At 36.3% G+C, this 22,557-nt stretch carries 12 protein-coding genes and 1 pseudogene; all 13 read left to right on the forward strand.

Going from position 1 to position 22,557, the window contains the following annotated elements:
- Positions 1-35 precede the first annotated feature (35 nt).
- The 13 genes and pseudogenes from LXH21_RS07630 to LXH21_RS07690 all read left to right on the forward strand — a co-directional run bounded on the left by LXH21_RS07630 (position 36) and on the right by LXH21_RS07690 (position 21,765).
- The gene (locus LXH21_RS07630) at positions 36-3,068 is read left to right on the forward strand and encodes a putative Ig domain-containing protein (protein WP_239864205.1); all 3,033 of its coding nucleotides are present in this window, start codon (positions 36-38) and stop codon (positions 3,066-3,068) included.
- Positions 3,069-3,111: 43 nt separating this feature from the next.
- Positions 3,112-6,156 (forward strand): T9SS type A sorting domain-containing protein, encoded by a 3,045-nt coding sequence (locus tag LXH21_RS07635; protein ID WP_239864207.1) that lies wholly within the window; start codon positions 3,112-3,114, stop codon positions 6,154-6,156.
- Positions 6,157-6,194: 38 nt separating this feature from the next.
- Positions 6,195-7,658: a sulfatase family protein gene (locus tag LXH21_RS07640; RefSeq protein ID WP_239864216.1), complete on the forward strand. Its 1,464-nt coding sequence runs from the start codon at positions 6,195-6,197 to the stop codon at positions 7,656-7,658.
- Positions 7,659-7,776: 118 nt separating this feature from the next.
- The gene (locus tag LXH21_RS07645; protein ID WP_239864218.1) at positions 7,777-9,240 is read left to right on the forward strand and encodes an alpha-L-fucosidase; all 1,464 of its coding nucleotides are present in this window, start codon (positions 7,777-7,779) and stop codon (positions 9,238-9,240) included.
- Positions 9,241-9,250: 10 nt separating this feature from the next.
- On the forward strand, positions 9,251-10,114 hold the full coding sequence (locus LXH21_RS07650; RefSeq protein ID WP_239864220.1) for an SGNH/GDSL hydrolase family protein: 864 nt from the start codon (positions 9,251-9,253) through the stop codon (positions 10,112-10,114).
- A 20-nt stretch (positions 10,115-10,134) separates the two neighbouring features.
- Positions 10,135-11,631: a sulfatase family protein gene (locus tag LXH21_RS07655; protein ID WP_239864221.1), complete on the forward strand. Its 1,497-nt coding sequence runs from the start codon at positions 10,135-10,137 to the stop codon at positions 11,629-11,631.
- 19 nt (positions 11,632-11,650) lie between these two features.
- Positions 11,651-12,817 (forward strand): annotated as a pseudogene (locus LXH21_RS07660) (alpha-L-fucosidase); the annotation flags it as partial.
- A gap of 57 nt (positions 12,818-12,874) precedes the next feature.
- Positions 12,875-13,171 carry an alpha-L-fucosidase C-terminal domain-containing protein gene (locus LXH21_RS07665; protein WP_262916202.1) on the forward strand — a complete coding sequence of 99 codons (297 nt, stop codon included), beginning with the start codon at positions 12,875-12,877 and terminating at the stop codon, positions 13,169-13,171.
- A gap of 18 nt (positions 13,172-13,189) precedes the next feature.
- Positions 13,190-14,779, forward strand: a complete 1,590-nt coding sequence (locus LXH21_RS07670; RefSeq protein ID WP_239864229.1) for a sulfatase family protein — start codon at positions 13,190-13,192, stop codon at positions 14,777-14,779.
- An 8-nt stretch (positions 14,780-14,787) separates the two neighbouring features.
- Complete coding sequence (locus LXH21_RS07675; protein WP_239864231.1) at positions 14,788-16,245, forward strand: family 43 glycosylhydrolase; 1,458 nt, start codon at positions 14,788-14,790, stop codon at positions 16,243-16,245.
- Between the two features lie 108 nt (positions 16,246-16,353).
- On the forward strand, positions 16,354-18,534 hold the full coding sequence (locus LXH21_RS07680) for a right-handed parallel beta-helix repeat-containing protein (protein ID WP_239864233.1): 2,181 nt from the start codon (positions 16,354-16,356) through the stop codon (positions 18,532-18,534).
- A 116-nt stretch (positions 18,535-18,650) separates the two neighbouring features.
- Positions 18,651-20,216: an alpha-L-fucosidase gene (locus tag LXH21_RS07685; RefSeq protein ID WP_239864235.1), complete on the forward strand. Its 1,566-nt coding sequence runs from the start codon at positions 18,651-18,653 to the stop codon at positions 20,214-20,216.
- A gap of 172 nt (positions 20,217-20,388) precedes the next feature.
- Positions 20,389-21,765: a sulfatase family protein gene (locus tag LXH21_RS07690; protein WP_239864237.1), complete on the forward strand. Its 1,377-nt coding sequence runs from the start codon at positions 20,389-20,391 to the stop codon at positions 21,763-21,765.
- Positions 21,766-22,557: the final 792 nt, after the last annotated feature.

Genomic DNA, 22,557 nt, shown 5'->3' on the forward strand with positions numbered 1-22,557 from the left:
CATAATAAACTATAACCAAACCAAACATTGTTATTATGAATAGTAAACAAAATATATCGTATAAACTAGATAAGACTTTAATACTAATTATTACTTGTGCTTTTTTATCCATACCTACTGTAAATGCACAAGTTCCAGATCCAAATCAAGGACTTAGAGCTGACTGGATGCGAGGAGCTTTAGGTATGCTTTGGTTACCAGAGCGAACTTTTAATGGTAATATTGAAGGAATAAGAATCAACGACTTTTTAACTCAAATAAAAGACATACGAACAGTAGATTACGTTCAAATCCCGTTAACAAGTCCTAATATTTTTTCTCCTACGCACGTCGCACCTCATTCCATAATCGAGAGTTTGTGGCGTGGGGATACTGATGCAAATGGTGACCCTATTAATTTGGTTGTCCCACGTGCAGCAAATGATGATCCTTTTCTTAGTTGGTTAAAAGCATTAAGGGCGGCAGGATTAAAAACAGAAGTTTATGTAAATTCATATAATTTATTAGCCAGAATTCCAGAAGATACACAAGCAGATTACCCTGATGTATCTGCTAGATGGATGGAGTGGTGCGACACAAATGCTGAGGCACAAGCCTTTATTAATAGTCAAACATACCATGAAGGTGCTGGGAGACGTAAATATATGTTTTGCTATGCGCATTTTATTCTGAAAGAATATTCTGAACGTTATGGCGATTTAATTGATGCTTGGTGTTTTGATTCTGCAGATAATATTATGGAGGAGGAGTGCGGGGATGATCCTGCTTCAGAAGACATAGATGACCAACGAATTTATCAAGCTTTTGCAAATGCAGTGCATGCTGGTAATCCAAATGCAGCGGTAGCTTTTAATAATAGTGTTGGAGAAAGATTAGCAAATCCATTCACTACTGCTACATATTTTGATGATTATACCTTTGGACATCCCTTTGGTGGAGCTGGTAATATGGTCGAAAACGAAACGTTGTATGGTTACAACCATCACGTGGTCGAATTTATGCAAACCAACAGTGGATACGCTTTTAGAGATGATGATAGAAGTTGGAATGATAATGTTGTGGGGCATTTTTTCCCAAAACAAAGTGCCACTTCATGGAACGCAGGAAATACGCCTTGCTTGACAGATGAACAATTTCCAGAATGGTGCGCTACAGGGGTAATAAATGGCGGTGCTATAACTTGGGGAACGCCATTAGTGAGAACAAACTTGGAAAATTCGCCTACACTAACCTTACAGCCTTACGCACTTAATCAGTGGGCGCTTACAGATGTTTATTTTAAAAAAAATCAATCACCAGGTAAACCAAATTGGTCTAGACAATATACTTCATTACCAACTGTCATTCCAGGTCAGGAATATTCCTATACTTTAGTAGAGGGAGTCGATTTTTGGGATCCAGAAGAGGTAGGAGTCACATCGATCACTGCGACTGGGACTTTACCAACATGGTTAACAATCAGTAAAACAGCAGAGGGTAATTGGACACTAAGTGGTACGCCGCCTATTACTGAAACTGCTAAATACACTTTTAAACTAGTTGCTACAGATAATGATGGCGCAACTAGTAGAGAGGTAGCGTTAGAAGTTATTGCACATCCTGACGGTTTTACTGATTCAGGCGACGGTACTCCCGTGTGGTTATCAAATTCAATGACTCTTAATAATGGGACGGCATTAAAGGATTTTACAAGTCTGTTAAAATTAGGTGTAGATTATTATGATTTTGAAGGTGATGCACTAACACTTTCGAAAATAACAGGGCCTGAATGGCTAACTTTAACTAAGGCTGCTGATGGGACTTGGACGATAAGCGGAACTCCAACAGCTGCCGATGAAGGTCTTAATTCTTTTACTTTTAAAGTTAGTGATGGTGTTCTGTCTTCAAATACAGAAATTAAAATTACCGTAGATCATGTCGCTGGTTTTACCGATCTAAGTGACGGAACACCAGTTTGGTCATCGGCTATCATAAACCTTGCAGATGGAAAAGGATCTTTCGGTTATAGCGCTACTTTACAACTGGGTTCAGACTATTATGATTTTGAAGGGGATGTACTTACTATTACAAAACTATCAGGACCAGATTGGTTAAGTATACAACAAACCAATGCAAGCAGTTATAAATTAAGTGGTACGCCAATAAACTCAGATTCGGGTACAAATTCTTTTAAGTTCGAGTTAAGTGATGGTAGCAATTCATCAATTGCAGAAATTAGAATTAACGTAATTGAAACGGTAATAAGCGATGGTAATGTCGAAATTAAAGCAACTTCTAATACCAATTATGGAATTAATACCGTTGCAACTATGTACTCTGCCGTGCAAACTGCACCAGATGGGCTAGCAACGTACAGAATTTCTATTGACGTGACACCACCGACCGACAAGGCTATTTATTCAGGTACCTCAGGAGGAATTACCACTGTAAATTCATGGGGAATAGGAGATGGAGTAGAAACCACTCAAAATACATTGTTTAGGGGTAGCGATAACGAATGGACCAAAAGTATTAATAACATTAAAATGGTCGATTTTAATCAAAATGGAGGGGCTCTTACTACCGATGATGTTACTATGTATTTTAAATCTATTTCTATCGGTAATTCGCAATCTGTAAATGATTTTGTATCGCTTAAGATTGGAGAAGTAATTTCAAATCCTGGTAGATCAGCCAATCAGTACGAAACAATTGATTTAGCAGCTGCTACTTCCGTTAGCAAAATTTCAGACTTCTCTGTAGGAACTGGTACTACATCAGAAACTAATAAGTGGTCTGTGGAGGGTATAATTGTTGCAGTGGATTTTAAAGGCAATTTGTCAACTTCTAATCCTATTTTAGATAATAGTACATCATTAATTGTGTATCCAAATCCAGCAACAGATTACCTATTGTTAAATTATGCTATTCATGCTGCACAAATTATCAATATGACGGGTAAAATTGTCAAAGTACATGCGGCTGAAAGTAAAAAGTTGGATGTTTCTAATTTGCCAACAGGAATCTATATCTTAAAGGGTAGTAACGAAGAAGGTAAAACGGTTATCAAGAGATTTATTAAGAATTAAATAAATTACATAATAAACTATAACCAAACCAAATATTGTTATTATGAATAGTAAACAAAATATATCGTATAAATTAGATAAGAATTTAATACTAATTATTACTTGTGCTTTTTTATCCATACCTACTGTAAATGCACAAGTTCCAGATTCCGAACAAGGATTACGTGCCGGCTGGCTGCGTGGAGCTTGGGGACTAAATTGGAAGCCTGAAAACTTTTACAATGGTACCATAGAAGATGTATCTATTGCACCTTATCTTGAAGAATTAAAGGATGTTCGAACATTAGATTATATTCAAGTTCATTTATCTGAATCAAATATTTATTCACCGTCACATAGCGCACCACATCCGCTTTTAGAAAGTTTTTGGCAAGAAGATACAGATGAAAGCGGAAATCCAATAAATCTAATAGTTCCACGGGCTTCTTCGGGGGTAGATCCTTTTGAAAGCTGGCTTAAAGCAATTAAAGGAGCAGGATTAAAAACCATGGTATATGTTAATTCTTATAATTTATTAGCTCGTGACCCAACATCCATACCTGATGGTTTTCCTGATGTATCTACTAGATGGATGGAGTGGTGTGATACTAATCCCGAGGCTCAAGCTTTTATCAATAGCCAATCTTATCATATTAAAGGTGACAACAGACGTCGCTATATGTTTTGTTATGCTGAATTTGTTCTAAAAGTGTATGCTCAACGTTATGGAGATTTAATTGATGCGTGGGGATTCGATTCTGCTGACAATGTTATGGCAGACGAATGCGGAGATGAGCCTAAATCGGATCTTTTAGACGATCAGCGTATCTATGAGGCTTTTGCCAATGCGTTACATACTGGAAATTCAAATGCTGCTGTTGCATTCAACAATAGTGTAGGAACGGCTGCAGCCCCATTTACAACTCCTACTTATTTTGATGATTATTGCTTTGGACATCCTTTTGGGGGTGCTGGAAATATGGTTGAAACAGAGAGTTTGTATACTAGAAATTTTGGAATACCGCAACTTATGAATACTACAAATGGATTTCCGTTTAGAGATGATACTAGAGATTGGAATGACAATGTTGTTGGACGTTTTTTTCCAAAATTAAGTACTACTTCTTGGAATGCAGGAGCAACACCTTGTTTAACAGATGAACAATTTGTAGAATGGAATAGTGTGGGTATAATTGACGCAGGCTCCATACTTTGGGGTGCACCTCTTTTAAGAAATAATTTAAATAATTCTCCTGTGCTCACCCTTCAGCCTTTAGCATTAGCGCAATTAAAGTTATTAGATGCACATTTAAAAATATCTCAATTTACTGGATCTCCGGTTTTCGCCAGACAAGAAACGATTTTGCCAGCGGTATATATTGGGCAAAGTTATACTCATAATTTGGTTGAAGGTTTCGACTTTTGGGATTCAGAGGAATTGGGTATAACAAATATTTCTTTTGAAGGAATTAAACCATCTTGGCTAAATGTCAGTCTAACTGCTGAAGGAGTTTGGACTATAAGTGGAAATCCAACAGAAACTGTACCTCAGGATTACACATTTGAATTAAAGATTGAGGATGCTGATGGATCGACAACAAGGTCAGTAAAATTGCAAGTTATTGAACATCCTGCAGATTTTATAAACCCCTTAGATGGAACCCCTATATGGAAATTGAACCCTACAGTACTTGCAAATGCAGTGGCATTAAAAGAGTATAGTAGCCTATTAGAATTAGGTGTCCATTTTTATGATTTTGAAAATGATCCATTAACAATTAATATGATTTCTGGACCAAGTTGGCTCAGTTTAACGGAGGTTGCCGAGGGAAATTGGCGTTTAAAAGGAATTCCATCTGTAACTGATGCAGGCGTAAACACATTCAATTTTACTGTTAGCGATGGCGTTCATTCCTCAGAGGCAGAAATTAAAATAACAGTCGATCACGCTGGTGATTTTACAGACTTGGGTGATGGTACACCGGTTTGGTCTTCAACCACTTTTAATCTAGCTGATGGAGAAGTATCAACTGCCTATAACTCTATTTTGCAATTCGGTATTGATTTTTATGATTTTGAGGGCGATGCGCTTACGATTACAAAAACAGCAGGAGCGAATTGGCTTACGATACAGCAAACTACTACAGGTACTTGGGAATTAAGTGGAACTCCAACTCTTGCAGATGAGGGCGAACAGTCTTTCACTTTCAATCTAAGTGATGGTATTAAATCATCAAACGCTGAAATTATTATAAAGGTTATACCAACAGTAAAAATTGAAGGAGAAGTTGAAATTAAAGCGACAGCACTAACCAATTATGGGATTGGTACAACAGCGACAATGGTGTCTGATGTTCAAACAGCAGTTGATGGAAAAGCAACTTTCAAAGTGGCTATCCAAGTAACTCCGCCAGCAGATAAAGCAGTAATCTCTGGTATATCGGGAGGTTCGGCAACGGAATATTCTTGGGGTTTAGGTGATGGAACAAATGTGAATACAGATTATATTTTTACAGGAAGCGATAATGAATGGGTAGAGAATATAAATAATATTCAAATTATTGATTTTAATGCCAATGGAGGTTCATTAACTAAAGAAAGTATGACAGCTTTTTTTAAATCTGTTACTATTGTAAATGCGCAATCTTCTAAAGATTATGTATCTCTGAAGGTAGAAGGTGTTATTTCAAATCCTGGAAAATTAGCAGATCAAATAACAATATTAAATTTAAAGGAAGCAACGGGTGTTGATGAAATAAGTGCATTTTCTATTGGTACAGGAAATACTGAAACGACAAATAAATGGGCTGTCGAAGGTATTTCTGTAGCGATAACTTACAATGAAAATACTCTTTCAAATAAAGATTTTAATGTAACTGATAGACAAGAGTTTATACTATTTCCTAACCCTGTAACAACTCATATATCATTTATCATTACACCTCAAAAAACTGAAATTTTTGATTTGACAGGTAAAACACTGCTTACGGATATTTCTGGAAATAAAACAATAGATATTTCTAGTTTGAACAAGGGCATGTATTTAATTAAAGTACAAAACGAAGAAGGGAAGTTGTTTTTTTCTAAATTCATAAAAATAAAACAATAATAAAATAATGTATTAGCAAATAAAAATTCAATATCACAATGAAAAAATTAAATATAATTTTAGTTCTTTTTTGCCTTGTTTTTTCAATAGGGACAAAAGTACAGGCGCAATCCAAAGACAAGAGGCCAAATATCATCTTCATTTTTGCAGATGATTGGGGGTATGGCGATTTAAGTGCACATGGTAGTACATGGGTTAAGACACCAAATATTGATCAAATGATTAATGAAGGAATGGATTTTGCCGATTTTACGGTAGATAGTCCTGTATGTTCACCAAGTAGAGTAGCGGTGATGACGGGACAGTTTCCAGCTAGGCAAAGTGTACACCAGCATTTTCAAGGATGGAAAGCACATGAAAGTAGAGGTATGCCAGATTGGATGGATCCTAATGATATGTCGTTCCCAAAAGAATTTCAAAAAGCAGGTTACATTACCGCCCATTTTGGGAAATGGCATTTAGGATCAGCTCCTGATATGCCAAAAGAAAGTGCCTATGGTTATGATGAGTACGCGACTTTTAATGGATCAAAGAACATTGACATTCCTAAAGCGGGATCGGTAGGCGTAGATTATGCAGAGCAGTTCATAAAAAAGAATAAAGAAAAACCTTTCTTTATCAATTTGTGGTTGCATGAAGCACATACGGCTCATTATCCTTTAAAAAAGTTTATGGATGAGTTTCATAATTTAGATGAAAAGCAACAAGTTTACGCCTCCGTAATTGCCGAAGGTGATGAAGCAGTAGGTAGAATAATGAAATTATTGAAAGAGTTAAACCTAGACGAAAATACCTTAGTTGTTTTTTCAACTGATAATGGACCAGAATGGGCAGGAACTGAAGCGGATAAAATTCACAAAGCGGATAAGGGTGATGTTGATGAAAATGGGCAAGTAGGTCTTGGTAAATATTATTCTGTTGGAGAAACTGGAGGTTTAAAAGGTCAAAAAAGATCATTATTTGCAGGTGGAATTCGTGTTCCCTTTGTAGCCAAGTGGCCAAAGGTTATTCCGCAAGGGGTTGTTGATAAAAATTCTGCTGTGACGGCAGTTGATTTATTGCCTACATTTTTTGAGGCAGCTGGCATAAAAATGCCAAAAGATTTTAAACCTGACGGAGAAAGTATGATGTCGGCATTTAAAGGGAAAGGGTTAAAAAGGAATAAGCCAATTTTCTGGGAATGGAGAGGTGGCGACAGTCAATTTTATACATGGCCAACATTGGGAGTTAGAGACGGTGATTATAAATTGGTTGTCGATGTTACAGGCAATAAATACGAGCTGTATAATGTTAAAAAAGATTGGAAAGAAGAAAATAATCTTGCTATTAATGATCCTAAAAAAGCAAAGGAACTTCTGAACTTAGTAGGGGAATGGAAAAAAACTCTTCCAGAAAAACCGAGAGAAAGCTGTTTATCATCTGCAAGAACCAAAGTGAAGTCTACAGATAAAAAGGCTAAAGCTAATAAGGTAAAAAATAAAAAGGTTGATGACGAGGATTAATATCTTTTTCTAAATTTTCTTCAACTGAAAAAAAATAGTACTGTCTATAATAAAGACAATCTATAATTACTCCCATTTTAAAATGAAATCTGGGTTAAAATGAAAATATAACATAAAGATGAAAAAAATAATTTCACTAGCTTTTCTATCCGTATTATTGAGTTGTAGCTCTAATAAGTCGCAAACTTATGAACAAATGAATGCTTCGAAAACAAAATCAGAAGAGGCATTTAACGATGCTAAATTTGGAATGTTTATTCACTGGGGATTGTATGCGATTCCTGGTGGAATATGGAAAGGAAAAAAAATGGAAGAATTAAAAGGACCTAAGGTGGCGGAGTGGATTCAATTTGCTGCTCAAATTCCAAGAGCAGAGTATGCCGAATTAGCAAAGCAATTTAATCCAACGCAGTTTGATGCAGAAGCTATAGCCAAATTGGCAAAAGATGCTGGAATGAAATACTTGGTGGTTACTTCAAAACATCACGATGGCTTTGCGATGTATGATTCAAAAGTGAGCCAATTTGATATTGTAGATGCTACTCCTTATAAAAAAGATGTAGTACAACAATTGTATAACGCATGCGAGGAACAAAAAATTGATTTTGGCTTGTACTATTCTCATAACATTGACTGGGCAGATGGTAACGATAGTGGTTATGCAGAGCTAGTAGCATCTGGACTTGAAATGAATGAAAAAGCCAAACGCAAAGCAGGAGTCAATACATGGGATCCAAGTCCAAATACTTTTACAGAATATTTGAATGACAAAGCATACCCACAAGTCAAAGAAATCTTGACCAAATTCCCCCACTTGACCACTTTATGGTATGACTTTGGGAATTACGTTACACCAGATGAGAGTTTGAAATTTTATAAAATCGCTTATGATATTCAGCCTAAAATGCTAGTAAATTCAAGAGTAGGTAATGAATTGGGTGATTTTGATATTCCGGGAGATAATGTGATCCCGCAAGATCATTTGTCGATTACAAAACCTTGGCAAACAGTAGGTACAACGAACAATTCTTGGGGCTATAATTCCTATGACGATAACTGGAAATCTGTAAAAGAATTACTATTCTGGTTGACAGAAATTGTAAGCAAGGGCGGAAATTATATGCTGAATATAGGACCAGATGCAACCGGTCACGTTCCGACACAATCGGTGAATAATCTTCTTGAAGTAGGGAATTGGTTAAAAATAAATGGTGACGCAATTTACGACACGAGAAAATGGAAAGTGACTCATGAAGGACCTACAAATCTGGAAATGAATGGAACTCATGATCGAGTAAATAAAAAAGATATCAAATTTGAATTTACTCCAGAAGATTTTTGGTTTACAAAAAAGGACAATAATTTATTTGTAATTGCCTTAGAATATGCCAAAGAGCCGATACTAATTAAAAGTTTAACCAAAGAAAATGCTGGAAAGATAAAAAGGGTAAGTCAACTAGAAAACCAAACGCAATTGAAGTGGAAACAAACGGAAAATGGGCTGGAAGTGACTCTAGATCAAAATAATTACAATTCAAACGGATATGCCCTTAAAATTGAATTTGCAGAAAAATTAAAATAGGTATTGTACTATGGAACATTCAAATAGAAGAAAATTTATAAAAACGATAAGCATACTAGGTCTTGTCCCTTTCATTCCTATCGATTTATTAGGAGCTACAAATCTAGGATCCTGCAATGTTTGCAAAGAAGCATGGAACGGCTTGAGTAAAATGAATGAAACGAGATATCAGTTTAGATATATAGAACCTTCAAGTTTACCAAACGTATTTCTTTATGGAGATTCCATCTCAATAGGATATACAGAATATGTAAGGGCATCATTAAAAGGAAAAGCAAATGTGATGCGCTTGCATGTTAACGGAGGTTCAAGTCATGATCTTTTTTTGAAGATGGAAGCGTTTAGGAAAGCTATGTTCCAACCTGATTTAAAAGGAGGATGGAATTTTGAATGGGATGTTATTCATTTCAACGTTGGGCTACACGATTTAAAATATGTGGCAAATAAGGTTGATCTAGACAAAGTAAACGGAAAATTGGTATCTACTCTTGCAGTTTATGAGAATAAACTTCGTGAAAATATTAAGTATTTAAAAACTACTTATCCCAATGCGAAACTCATATTTGCAACAACAACAGTAGTTCCTGATGGCGAACCAGGAAGATTTAAAGATGGTGAATTGAAATACAATGAGGTAGCTCTCAAAGTGCTTAAGGAATATCCAGAGATTAGAGTTAATAATTTGCATGATCTTTCGATTCCGATAATAAAGAAATATCAAGATAAACTAGGAAGCGTACATTATCTGCCAGAGGGTTATAGATTACTTGGTATAGAAGTGGCAAAACAAATTGCGAAGGTTTTAGATGTACCAACTGTCGAATGTCCTTCTGCTGCAGTAATCGAAAAAGAATTTAAAGAATACGAAAAATAAATTATTTTAAATACAATAATATGTCCAATTATAGAAAAACGATCTGTTTAGTTGTAAGTATGACTTCATTACTATTTCATTCTTGTGATGCGCAAAATAAAGTGGAGAAGAAACCGAATATAATTTTCTTTTTTACAGATGATCAATCCTATGATTCAATGAAATATTTTGGAAATCCAAATACCAAAACACCTAATCTAGACAAACTAGCGGAAAGTGGGGTCGCATTTTTGAGACATTATAATACAACAGCTATTTGTATGGCAAGTAGAGCGCAAGTAATGACAGGCTTATACGAATACAAGACGGGCTGTAATTTTGATCGAGGCGCTTTGGGAACGAGGCAATGGTCAACATCTTATCCATTATTATTGAAAGAAGCAGGTTACCGAGTGGGTTTTGGGGGGAAATTTGGTTTTTCTATTTCAGATACTAGCGACGATTTTGGGAAAGAGGGCGAAGCAGCAGAAAAAGACTTTGATTTTTGGGTAGGCAGTCCAGGTCAAACTTCGTATATGACCAAAGAGAATAAATCTATGGCAAAATATGCGGAACAATATCCACATTCGACACGAGCGTACGGAGCAGCAACTATCGATTTTATAAATGAATCTGTAAAAGGCGATCAACCATTTTGCATGAGTGTTTTCTTTAAAGCCCCTCATAAACCTGCAGAACCAGACCCTGTTTTTGACACAGTTTATAAAAATACAGTATTTAGAAAACTTCCTAATTTTGGTAGAGAAGCTGGTAAACATTTAGCAGAACAATCTAGAATGGGAAGACAATATGGCCGCTTTGTAGAATGGGGCTATGATAAGGAAGATACTTACCAAGAAGAATTACGCAAATACAACCAATTGATTTATGGAGTAGATTATGCTATAGGTATGATTATGGACCAGTTAAAAAAACTAAAAATAGATGACAACACCATCATTGTTTTTGCCTCAGACAATGGTTATTTTAATGGGTCGCATGGACTAGGATCGAAAGAACTTCCTTATGAAGAAAGTGCTCGTGCTCCACTTATTATTGTTGATCCTCGAATGGATAAAAAATTTAAAGGAAAACAAACCAGTTCTTTATCGGCAAATGTAGATATCACAGCGACGATTCTTGACTTTGCTGGAATCAAAGCACCAACGGTTTATGACGGTAAAAGCTTGAGACCAATATTAAGCAATACTCAATTGGAATCAAGAACATCGCTTCCTATCGTTCAAGTTTGGGGACCAAAAGCGACATATTGCTTGACCGTTATGGAAAAACAATACAAATACATTTATTGGAACTTTAAAGATGAAGCAAAAGGAATTCATCCCACCGAAGAATTATTTGATATTATAAATGATCCTTATGAAATGAAAAACTTAGCCAGTAGTACCGAATTTAAGTCGCAACTTATCAAAATGAGAGCACTGTATGATAAACAGCTGGATCATTGGAAAAAAGAAGGGGTAAAAAATCATGGCTATGATGAAGCTCAAGCGGCATTGGTTAGAAAAGTACAATAAACTATTATTCAAAAAAAAAATGAAGTATATATCTCGAGCTTTAACAATCATAGTTATCCTTTGTCAACTTCATGCGAGCGGCCAAGAGATAGGGGCTGCAAAAGTAATTAATCCAGCACCGACGAATGGTAAAATTAAGGCCAATTGGGAGTCGATGGCTGCCCATTATAAAGTTCCTGAATGGTTGGTGGATGGAAAATTAGGGGTTTGGTTTCATTGGGGAATTCCATCGTCTGTTGATGAGGATCGTCCGAACGATGGCTCTTGGTACGGTCGTAACATGTACGGCGGGGGTAAGAAACAGGCCGAAGTACTATCAGCATGGCACATTAAACGCTACGGTCCACTTGAAACTTACGGTTATGAGAAATTAATTCCTGATTTTAAAGGTGAAAAATGGGATCCTGAAGCTTTGGTTGCTTTTGTAAAAGAAAATGGAGCTCGCTTCATTATGCCGGTGGCTACGCATCATGATAATTTTGATATGTATGATTCTTCCAATCCTTGGAATTCGGTGGCTATGGGGCCACATCGTGATGTTTTAGGAGAATGGAAAAAAGCAGCAATGAAATATGGATTAAAATTTGGAATTTCAACGCATCTCTATTGGTCTCCAGGTTGGTGGCGCCCTGCCCGTAAGTACCAAAAAGAAGGCACTTTGGAGTGAAAGCTTTTTAATATGGATTACGACCCAGTAAATTATGCGAGTCAAGACAGCTGGAACCAGCATTGGTACAGTCGCTGTTGGGAAATTATCGAAAAATACGATCCGGATATGTTCAATAATGATGCCCCATTTCCTAATGAAGACCAAGGTAAAGGCTTGGGTGTTAAACTTTTCTCAGATTATATAAACAGAGATTTAAAAGAAAATAATGGCAAGCAAACCGTTGTACTTTCGTTAAAAGATAAGACAGTCAATCGTGCTGCCTTTACCTATAATTTAGAAAGAGGTGCCGCCGATGAAATTAAGACAGAACCTTGGTTGTGGGCTACCGATCTTTCGGGAAATTGGTTCTATAGCAAAAATTCTGTCAATAAAATGAGCGTTCCAGTAATGGTGGCTAATGCGGTTGATGCGATTAGTAAAAACGGAGTGGTAATGCTCAATATTGCCTTAAAAGGAGACGGAACTATCCCAGAAAAGCAAATTACCTATTTAACAGCGTTTGGAGATTTTCTAAAAATAAATGGAGAGGGAATTTATGGAAGCCGTGCTTGGAAAACCTTTGGTGAAGGACCATTGGAGGTAAAAGATGGACGTCAAGGAGAAAACCACGAAGATTATTCACAGCAAGATATTCGATTTACCATGAGAGATGGGGTGCTATATGCTTATGTTTTAGCACCTCCAACCAAAGATATTGTGATTAAAACCTTGGCGAAAGGCGGAATATTAGATAAAAAAATCGCAAATATCATATTGATGGGCAGTACAGAAAAATTGCAATGGAATCAAAGTAATGAAGCCGTAACAATAAAATTACCGAAGGATATTGCCAATCAAATTGTTATCGGGTTTAAAATAGAATTAAAGTAATTTATAAAAGACCTAGAAATGAAATTTATTTTGCACGTTTATTTGGCATTGGTTGCATTAGGAACTTTTGCGCAGTCCAAGAAATTACAAGATAAAAAACCCAATATCATCTATATACTGACAGATGATTTAGGAATCGGAGATGTGAGTTTTTACAATGAAAATAGTAAAATCAGCACGCCCAATATTGATAAAATGGGTGCGGAAGGGATGAAATTTACTGATGCACATACATCCTCTTCTGTGTGTACTCCTACACGATACAGTATTATGACAGGTCGTTACAACTGGAGAACACCATTGAAGAGTTTTGTATTATGGGGAGATTCTCCAATGTTGATAAAGGACAATCGATTAACTGTCGCTCAATTATTAAAAAATAATGGTTACCAAACAGCTTGTATTGGTAAATGGCATTTGGGACTGAATTGGTCAATGAAAGATGGTAGCAAAGAATTTGATTATTTTTCTGATGTGGATGATAGGCTGGATGTAGATAAAATCGATTTCTCAAAACCCTTGAAAAAAGGTGCTTTGAACGTAGGTTTTGATTATTCGTATATGATTTCGGCTTCTTTAAATATGCCTCCATTTGTATATATCGAAAATGATAAAGTGGTAGAGCAGCCCGATGGAGTTTCAGAAAAGAAGCGAACTAAAGACGGATACAGTACTTGGATAAAAGGGCCTATTTCAAATGATTTTGACCACGAGCAAGTTTTGCCTGTTTTTGTAAAAAAAGCACAAGCTTATATTCAAGAGAAAGCAAAAGAAGAAAAACCCTTTTTCCTTTATCTTCCTTTGGCTGCACCGCACAATCCTATCTTACCAATAGCACCTTGGGCAGGCAGGAGCAACATTAATCCGTATGCAGATTTTGTTGTCATGATTGATGATTTAATGGGCGATTTATTTAAAACTATCAAAGACAGTGGTATTGCAGAAAATACAATTATAATTTTTACGAGCGACAATGGTTGCGCTGCCAATGCAAATATTGGCGTACTCAAAGAAAAAGGACACAACCCAAGTTACATCTATAGCGGAATAAAAGGAAGTATTTTGGAAGGTGGTCACCGTGTACCTTTTTTAGTAAAATGGCCAAAAGGAATTAAAGCAAATACGGTTTCTAACGAAACAATTTGTACCGCAGATTTTATGGCTACCTGCGCGGATTTAGTAAACTATAAATTGAAAGATAATGAAGCAGAAGATAGTTATAGTTTGATTCCATTATTTAATCAGAAAAATGGATTTAAAAGAGAAGAAACCATTCACCATGATAAAGCCGGTCTGTTTGCTATTCGAAAAGGAGATTGGAAACTAGTAGTGGAACCTGTTGCGGATAAGTCCGATTCAGATAAAAAGAAAAAATCTAAAAGCTACAGTACTTCTTTCGAAAATATTCTTTACAATCTGAAAAATGATAGTAAGGAAACTAAAAATGTAGCAATTGAAAATCCGAAGCTTGTAGAAGAGTTAAGGACATTATTGATAAAACAAATTGTTGAAGGTAGAAGCACACCGGGCAAAATTCAGAAAAATGATACCATTTCATTTACTTGGGATCAAGCAGCTTTTGCCTTAAACCTTTCGACTAAAAACTAATCTTATTTATGAATACCTGTACAACGATGAATAAATTCAAAATCATAGTAATTGTCTTTTTTTTACTGATGGGAAAAATGAGTTCCGCTCAAAATCCAATTCTCAGAGAAAATACTGCTGGATTCTTGTTTGCTGCTGATCCCTCAGCTGAGGTTTTTGGGGACAAAGTCTATGTGTATTGCTCTCACGATCAGCCTGATGCTACTAATTACGAATCGATGAAAGATTATGTGATCTTAGAATCTTCTGATATGAAAACTTGGACAAATCATGGTGTTTCCTTAGATCCTCAATTGGATAAAGGGTTTGAATATGCGCAGTCCAATATGAATGCGCCTGATGCTGCTTATAAAAAGGGTTGGTATTATTGGTATTTTCCTAGTGATGTAACGCATGTAGGTGTAGCGAAAAGCAAGACTCCCGTAGGACCATGGGAATCTGCAGTTTCCAATGAGTTCACTACGATCTTTGATCCAACAGTATTTGTGGATGATGACGGTCAGGCCTACATTTTTGGAAATGATCACTGGGTAGACATAGGGGAACCAGGCTCGCATATAATGGGCGCAAAACTTAAGGAAAATATGATCGAATTAGACGGTCCATGGGTGCGATTAAGTAAAGAAGTTGTGAATGAAGCGGTTCATGTTTTTAAACGCAATGGAATTTACTATTTCAGTGCACGAGTAGGTCCGGTGACTCAATACTGGATGGCCGATTCACCTTTGCCTCAATATGCAGTTTTTAAAGGTGAACTAGCTCCAAATTCTCCAGAATCGCCAAATCACACTTCTGTAATTGAATTTAAAAACGAGTGGTACCTCTTTTATCATCGTGGAGATGTCAATCATGGCAGCCGCTATAAACGTTCGGTTTGTTTTGATAAAATTACATTTCGCCCCGATGGAACAATAGAACCAGTTGTCTATACTTTGGATAAAGAGGTAGCAATTACGGTACCTACGTATGCTAAGCGCGTGCCAAAGGAAAACAAAGACAAAATGGTTTCGGACGCAAAAGAAACAAAACTTCTTGAAGACGGAGTCATACGTTATGAGGCAGAAATTTTTGATAACCAACTAGGAATAAAGCTGGAAAACCAGAACGATGGTGATCAAAGGACAGAGATTGTACAACTTTCAAATGGAGATTGGACAAGTTATAATGATATCAAGTTTGGAAATGGTGATGAACCTTTTTCGTTTCGCGTTCGCATTGCAACTCCAAATGAGGGTGGTGAAATTGTGTTAAGAGTAAACAGTCCTACAGGGACTATAATTGGTACGATTCCAGTTCCTGCGACAGGAAGCGCTACTAACTATGCTACACTTTCGACCAAAGTGAATAGAATATTGGGAAGTCAAACTCTCTATCTCTGTTATAGAGGTAAAGGAGATAGTCTTTTAAATTTAAATTGGTTTGAATGGACACCATCATTAAAAAAAATAAATAAACCAAAAATTTAGACAAATTATTTAATCAGGCCGAAAATAGGCAAGACATAAAATTGGGTTCTAAAACAGCAAATTATAAAAAGAAACGAAAAGCAATTGAATATTAAATAGATAACTACGATGAAAAAACGATTAATCATATTGATGACACTAATTTTTGGATGTCTTATCAGCACAGGTCAAACAATAAAGAGTGCAAAAGCCGACTTTTATGTGTCTATAAAAGGATCTGACAAATGGACTGGAACCTTAAGCAGCCCTAATGCAAAGGGTACAGATGGTCCTTTTGCTACCTTAGAAAAAGCGAGAGATGCAGTACGTATTTATAAAAAAAATAAATCGAAAGATGTGGTTGTACTGATTCGTGATGGCGTTTACAAGTTGAATAAAACGGTCGTTTTTGGATTGGAAGATTCAGGTGAAGGGAAATCCACGGTGACGTACGCTGCTTACCCTAATGAGAAGCCAATATTTAGCTCTGGGAAAGCAATTACAGGTTGGAAAAAAATAACGACAGATCTACCAGGTTTACCAAAGGAAGCGAAAGGGAATGTATATGTGGCTGATGTTGCGGATAAATTTTTGACTCTTTTTGATGACGAAGGAATGTTGCCACGTGCACAATCAAATGGAGTAATATTGAAAGAAGAAGGAAACGGAAAAAACAGAGTGGTTTTACCTGATGGAATGTTGAAAAACTGGTCAAATGTCACCGATGTCGAAATAAAAGTGAGGCCTCATCATGCTTGGATTGTAAACCTACTTCCGGTAGCTTCTATAGATGAAAAAACGAACACGGCAACCACTTCAATAGAGGCAACTTACGCGATGAACAGGCTTCACTTTTTACCAGAAACAGAGAATTGCTGGGTAGAGAATGTGCTAGAAGCATTAGACAAAAAAGGAGAATGGGTTTTAAATACCAAAGAAGGCAAGGTATATCTTTGGCCTCGTAATGAGTCAACTGTACTAGCGCCCACTTTGTTTGAACTGTTACGTGTAGAAGGAAAAATAGACAAAGAAGGTGCTACAGATGTTCCTGTTCGTAATCTTAATTTTAAAGGACTTACTTTCAAACACGGAGAACGTTACACGATAAAAAGTGATGATGCTGGTTTGCAACACGACTGGGATATGCAGGACAAAGACAATGCCTTAGTCCGTTTTCGTGGAGCTGAGAATTGTGTGATTGACCAATGTCACTTTTTGGATAGTGGTAGTGGTGCTGTTCGCGTTGACTTATACGGAATGAAAAATACGATCTCGAACAATCATATTGAACATTTAGGTGGAGCTGGAATTGTGCTTTGCGGTTACGGTCCAGGTACTAAAGATGTGAATAGAAACAATACCGTTTATAATAACAACATTCATAATATTGGCGAAATTTATTGGCATTCTGCCGGGATCCTAGTGTGGCAAAGTGGCGAAAATCAAATTGCAAACAATTTAATCCACCACACCGATTATACTGCAATTATTCTGTCAGGTTGTATGACTGATTTCTTTGCAAAAGGACCAAACGGACGTGAATTGACACGTACTATTCGTCGTGATGAAGTGCCAACATTTACGAAAGATGTAGAACTTGCAGACGTTATGCCGTATTTGCACACCCACGATAATATTGTAGAATACAATGAAATGCACCATACAATGCAACGACTAGGAGATGGAAATTCTGTTTATATACGTGGAGCGGGTAGAGATAATATTATTCGTCGTAACTATATCCATGATATGGATTCCGATATGATAATGCAAGCCGCTATTCGTACAGATGGCGGACAAACAGGAACATTAATTGCTGAAAATCTTATTTACAACTGTACTTCTCAAGGAATTTTGACAAAATTGGATAATAGAGTAGAAAATAATATCGTAGCCAATATTATTGCACCACCACGTGGCTATTATTTGTCCTTGCGTGAAGGGCCTTTGACAGGTGGAACTATAAAGCGAAATATTTTATACAGTACAATTGAAGTAGGAAATTTTATGGATGAATTACCCGCAGGTAAAGAGGGCTCTTCTGAAGATAGGAGAGGACGTGTAATTGCTAGTGCCAAGGATGCGGATACCGATTATAATATCTATTTTTCAAAAGTAAATCCAAACATGGGTAAAGACCTTCTTGAGAAAAATCAAAAAGATGGAGTTGATAAGAATAGTAGAGCGGTAGACCCATTATTTGTAGATCCTGAAAAAGGTGACTTTAGATTGAAACCAGGTTCTTCTGCAATAGAAATGGGTATTGTTCCTCTAGACCTTTCAAAGGTTGGATTGAGATCCATTAATTAATAATTCTTTTATTCGTTAATTAATTTAATTACAAAACCCTAAATATGGTGTTATTACTCTTTACGATAAAAAAAGATGATAGCACCATGTTTAATTTTAGTTTAAAAATTATAGCAATGTTTATAAATAATAGAAAATTTTATTTTAGACTGCTCTTGATTACTGCAGTGACTTTAATTTCAACGTTATCTGCATTTTCTCAAAAATCAGATTTAAATGTAAAAGGGAAGGTTAATCAAAAGGTAAAAGTCTTCGATTTAGAAAACAACGATGTAACAGCACTTATTGCTTCGAGTGGCGCATTGTCAGGAAATGTGCAACGAGATTCTAGAAGTGCCAATATCGTATACGATTTTGAGTCACCTCAGGATAAAGTAACCTGGACAGTTATTGCTCCAAAGGAAGATGATTATGTGGTAGGTGTGCTTTTTAGTAAGAGAGAACAAACTACGATTGAAATAAGTTCTAATAATTCGGTTCTGACAGCGCCATCCATGATTCCGACATGGGAGCATCGTCCTTATTTTTGGCGTCAAGAAATGCCAGGTGTTTTGCATCTTAAAAAAGGGGAGAATAAAGTTACCCTTCGTTTGCCAGATGCAAAACCAGCCAAGGCTACAGATAAGGAAGGCCCCCGATTTGGAAGCGGAGTGACGGAGAAATTTCATTTATTTTCCATAGAATTAGGAACTGCTGCCAAACGTAAAGGACAATTGGAACGTGCACAGGCAATGAAAGGGGATACCTCTTGGATGATTGATGGAAAATATGGTCTATTTGTGCATTGGTCAGCTATGAGTCAGGCATTTGTAGGGGATAAGCCTAGAGCGGAATGGTTTCAAAAGTCGGTAGCGATGTTCAATGTCAAAGTCTTTGCCGATGAAGTAGAAAAAACTGGAGCTGCTTGGGTGATATTCACCGCGACCCATCAGGGATTCTATTGGCCAGGGCCAAATGCTGCTATTGATAAAATAGCACCGGGACGTACCACAAAACGAGATTTATTAGGCGAAATAATTAATGAACTAGATAAACGAGGTATTCGTACCATGTTTTATTTGCATACTGGTTATAATGGATACGATCCTAAAGAATGGCGTGAAGCAGTTGGAGCAAATGATCCAGATACTAAACGCTTTAGTGATAACATTGAGGGAATTTTACGTGAATGTAGCTTGCGCTACGGAAAGAAATTGATGGGCTTTGGTTATATTGACGGAGCATTGTCATGGGATTATCCACTTAATCCTTCTTGGGAAGGCTGGGCTAAGGCGATTAAAGCAGGTAACACCAAAGCGGTTGTAGGATTCAGTTCCAATCGAGGAACTGGCGTTTCACCGTTTAGCGATTTAGCAGTAACCGACAGTGCCAGTGATATTGGTCAAGTCGATGCACAACTTATTGGTCTGGGTAAGCAATTGGGTGATGTAACTAATGCTTGGTGGTTTCTTATGGACAAGGAAGGCTGGCTACCAAACAAACAGATGAATGGGCATTTTGGAGAAGGTCCAGTTCATTCCACCCAAGAGTATGTAGATTTTTTCAATAATATGGAAGCTTCAAAAATTCCGGTTACAATTAATATCATTATGACTGGAGATGTCACCGACGAACACCCGCTTTTCAATCCCAAATGTACGGCTGTTATGGAAGAGGTTCGAAAAGCTATTCGAGGTAAATAAGAGATTATTCAAGTCAATAAAAAAAGGATGAACCTTTGAAACTTAAATAAAAAGTTCTTTTTATAATAAGGAAATATCATTAGATAAGTTTCAATTTAATTTTGATAAATGATAAAGTAAGACAATAATATTATTGTCTTAAAAAAGATAAATTGAATAAAAGAAAAATATCATGAAAATTATAAAATTAATTAGCTTCTGTTTAATTGTAATAGCATCTTCGCAAGCTTGTCAAAGTCAAGCTAATGCAGTAAAAAACAGCAAAAAAGCCATTATAAATAAACAACCCAACATCATATTTATTTTTGCTGATGATTGGGGATATGGGGATTTGGGAATTCACGGAAGTACGTTTCTCAAAACTCCTAATTTAGATAAAATGGCTGCAGAAGGTATTGATTTTCAAAATTTTTCGGTGGTTAATCCAGTTTGTTCCCCAAGTAGGGTTGGGGTAATAACAGGGCAATATCCATCTCGACAAAGTGTACACGGCCATTTTGCAACTGTAGAATCTCATATTGATCGCAACATGCCAGATTGGTTGGATCCCAAAGCACCTATGTTGCCACGTATGCTAAAAGAGGCAGGATATGCTACAGCACATTTTGGCAAATGGCATCTTACCAATACAGATGTACAAGATGCGCCTTCTCCATTGGAATATGGTTATGATGAATATGCTGCTTTTAACATTGCCGGTAGATTGCATCAAATGTCAGCAGATTCTACCATTTATAAATCGATAGATTTTATAAAACGTCATAAAAACAAACCTTTTTTTATAAATGCGTGGATTCATGCCGTACATACTCCGTTTTATCCCAAAGATAAATACTTGAAGCAATTTGATCATTTAAATGAGCAACAACAAGTCTATGCTTCTGTGGTTGCCGAATACGATGATCGAATAGGATTATTGTTTGCAACATTAAAGGAACTGGGTTTAGATGAAAATACATTAGTAGTGTTTTCATCAGACAATGGACCGGAAATAACAGGGACTCTTAAAAAATTAAACGATAATTCAACTGGGCCAGGCTTGGGTACATATTATTCTGTTGGTGAAACAAAAGGGCTCCATGGGCGCAAACGCTCTTTGTTCGCTGGTGGAGTACGCATTCCGTTTATTGTGCGATGGCCAAGTTCTGTACCAAAAGGAGTAGTGAATAAAACTACCGAATTGGCGGCTACCGATTTGCTGCCCACTTTTTGTGAATTAGCTGGGGCAAAATACCCTAAGGGATACGAGCCAGACGGAGAAAGTATTGTGACTGCTATAAAGGGAGGGGATTACACCCGACAAAGACCTATTTATTGGGATTGGCGTTTTTCAAATGATACCCTCTATTTTTGGCCAAGTGCGGCTATTGAGGAAAGTAAATGGAAACTGATAACCAATAAAAAAATGAATCGTACCGAGTTATTTGATATTAGCACCGATTGGGCGGAACAAAAAGACGTTGCTGCGGCTCATCCTGAGATCGTAAAGTCCTTGGTTGCAAAAATCGAAGCGTTTCAAAAGTCTTTACCCAAAAGTGCCGCCAGCTAACACTTTTTCTAAAGAGAGACAAACATTACAATCAAAATAGAAAAGTGAATACTTCAAATTATATTTTCCATTGCCCTCATCGTAGTATTTAGATATTATGGGAATATAAAATTCCTCTGTTTTTATTGACAATAATTTAATAGTTAGTGCTTGAATTCATTAGTTCGTTTTCAATTGAAAATAAGGTGAAAAATGCTTTTAAACCTTCTATCCAATTTTTGACTAAATAATAAATAGTAGTCAAAGTTTTTAGTTATTAAACTGAAATATTTATATAACGATAACGATAATTATAGGTTTTTTAATTGTTCTTATTTTGTAGATAATAAAATCAAGTTAAAGGAGTACTAATTGGGATTTATAAAAAATGGAGTTGATACTAGCTAATTCTATGGCGTTTAAAAAGGGTAAAGTGTTAATCAAATGGAGAAGAATACATTTTGACGATAAATTAATCGCTTGCTAAAGTATCAATCAATAAACAATTTAATATTTCATTTATAAATTATCTATTTTATATCTAACTAAGGTAGTTATTCGTCGATTTTTTTAGAGTAAAACTTTACTAATAGGTAGTTTTATTAAATAAAAGTAAAATAGGAAATCTATTTGAAAAAAAAAGAGCACTAAATGATGCACCTTTTTAAAAATATAAAAGGATTATAATGCAGTAATGTTTCAATGTATTAAGAAGGAACGGGTGCTGGTATGCGGCGTAGAGGTTTGCTTGATTGTAAATTAATGGGCATTGTTGGGAAACAGATGTTTAATTCTAATAAAGGATATAAAAAC

Origin of the sequence: Flavobacterium algicola, from assembly GCF_022399565.1 — a bacterium.
In the GTDB taxonomy this organism is placed as follows: domain Bacteria; phylum Bacteroidota; class Bacteroidia; order Flavobacteriales; family Flavobacteriaceae; genus Flavobacterium; species Flavobacterium algicola.

Bases quoted from the DNA above. Each gene is read 5' to 3' on its own strand.
- LXH21_RS07630 (WP_239864205.1), top strand. From the start codon at position 36: ATGAATAGTAAACAAAATATATCGTATAAACTAGATAAGACTTTAATA.
- LXH21_RS07635 (WP_239864207.1), top strand. From the start codon at position 3,112: ATGAATAGTAAACAAAATATATCGTATAAATTAGATAAGAATTTAATA.
- LXH21_RS07640 (WP_239864216.1), top strand. From the start codon at position 6,195: ATGAAAAAATTAAATATAATTTTAGTTCTTTTTTGCCTTGTTTTTTCA.
- LXH21_RS07645 (WP_239864218.1), top strand. From the start codon at position 7,777: ATGAAAAAAATAATTTCACTAGCTTTTCTATCCGTATTATTGAGTTGT.
- LXH21_RS07650 (WP_239864220.1), top strand. From the start codon at position 9,251: ATGGAACATTCAAATAGAAGAAAATTTATAAAAACGATAAGCATACTA.
- LXH21_RS07655 (WP_239864221.1), top strand. From the start codon at position 10,135: ATGTCCAATTATAGAAAAACGATCTGTTTAGTTGTAAGTATGACTTCA.
- LXH21_RS07670 (WP_239864229.1), top strand. From the start codon at position 13,190: ATGAAATTTATTTTGCACGTTTATTTGGCATTGGTTGCATTAGGAACT.
- LXH21_RS07675 (WP_239864231.1), top strand. From the start codon at position 14,788: ATGAATACCTGTACAACGATGAATAAATTCAAAATCATAGTAATTGTC.
- LXH21_RS07680 (WP_239864233.1), top strand. From the start codon at position 16,354: ATGAAAAAACGATTAATCATATTGATGACACTAATTTTTGGATGTCTT.
- LXH21_RS07685 (WP_239864235.1), top strand. From the start codon at position 18,651: ATGTTTATAAATAATAGAAAATTTTATTTTAGACTGCTCTTGATTACT.
- LXH21_RS07690 (WP_239864237.1), top strand. From the start codon at position 20,389: ATGAAAATTATAAAATTAATTAGCTTCTGTTTAATTGTAATAGCATCT.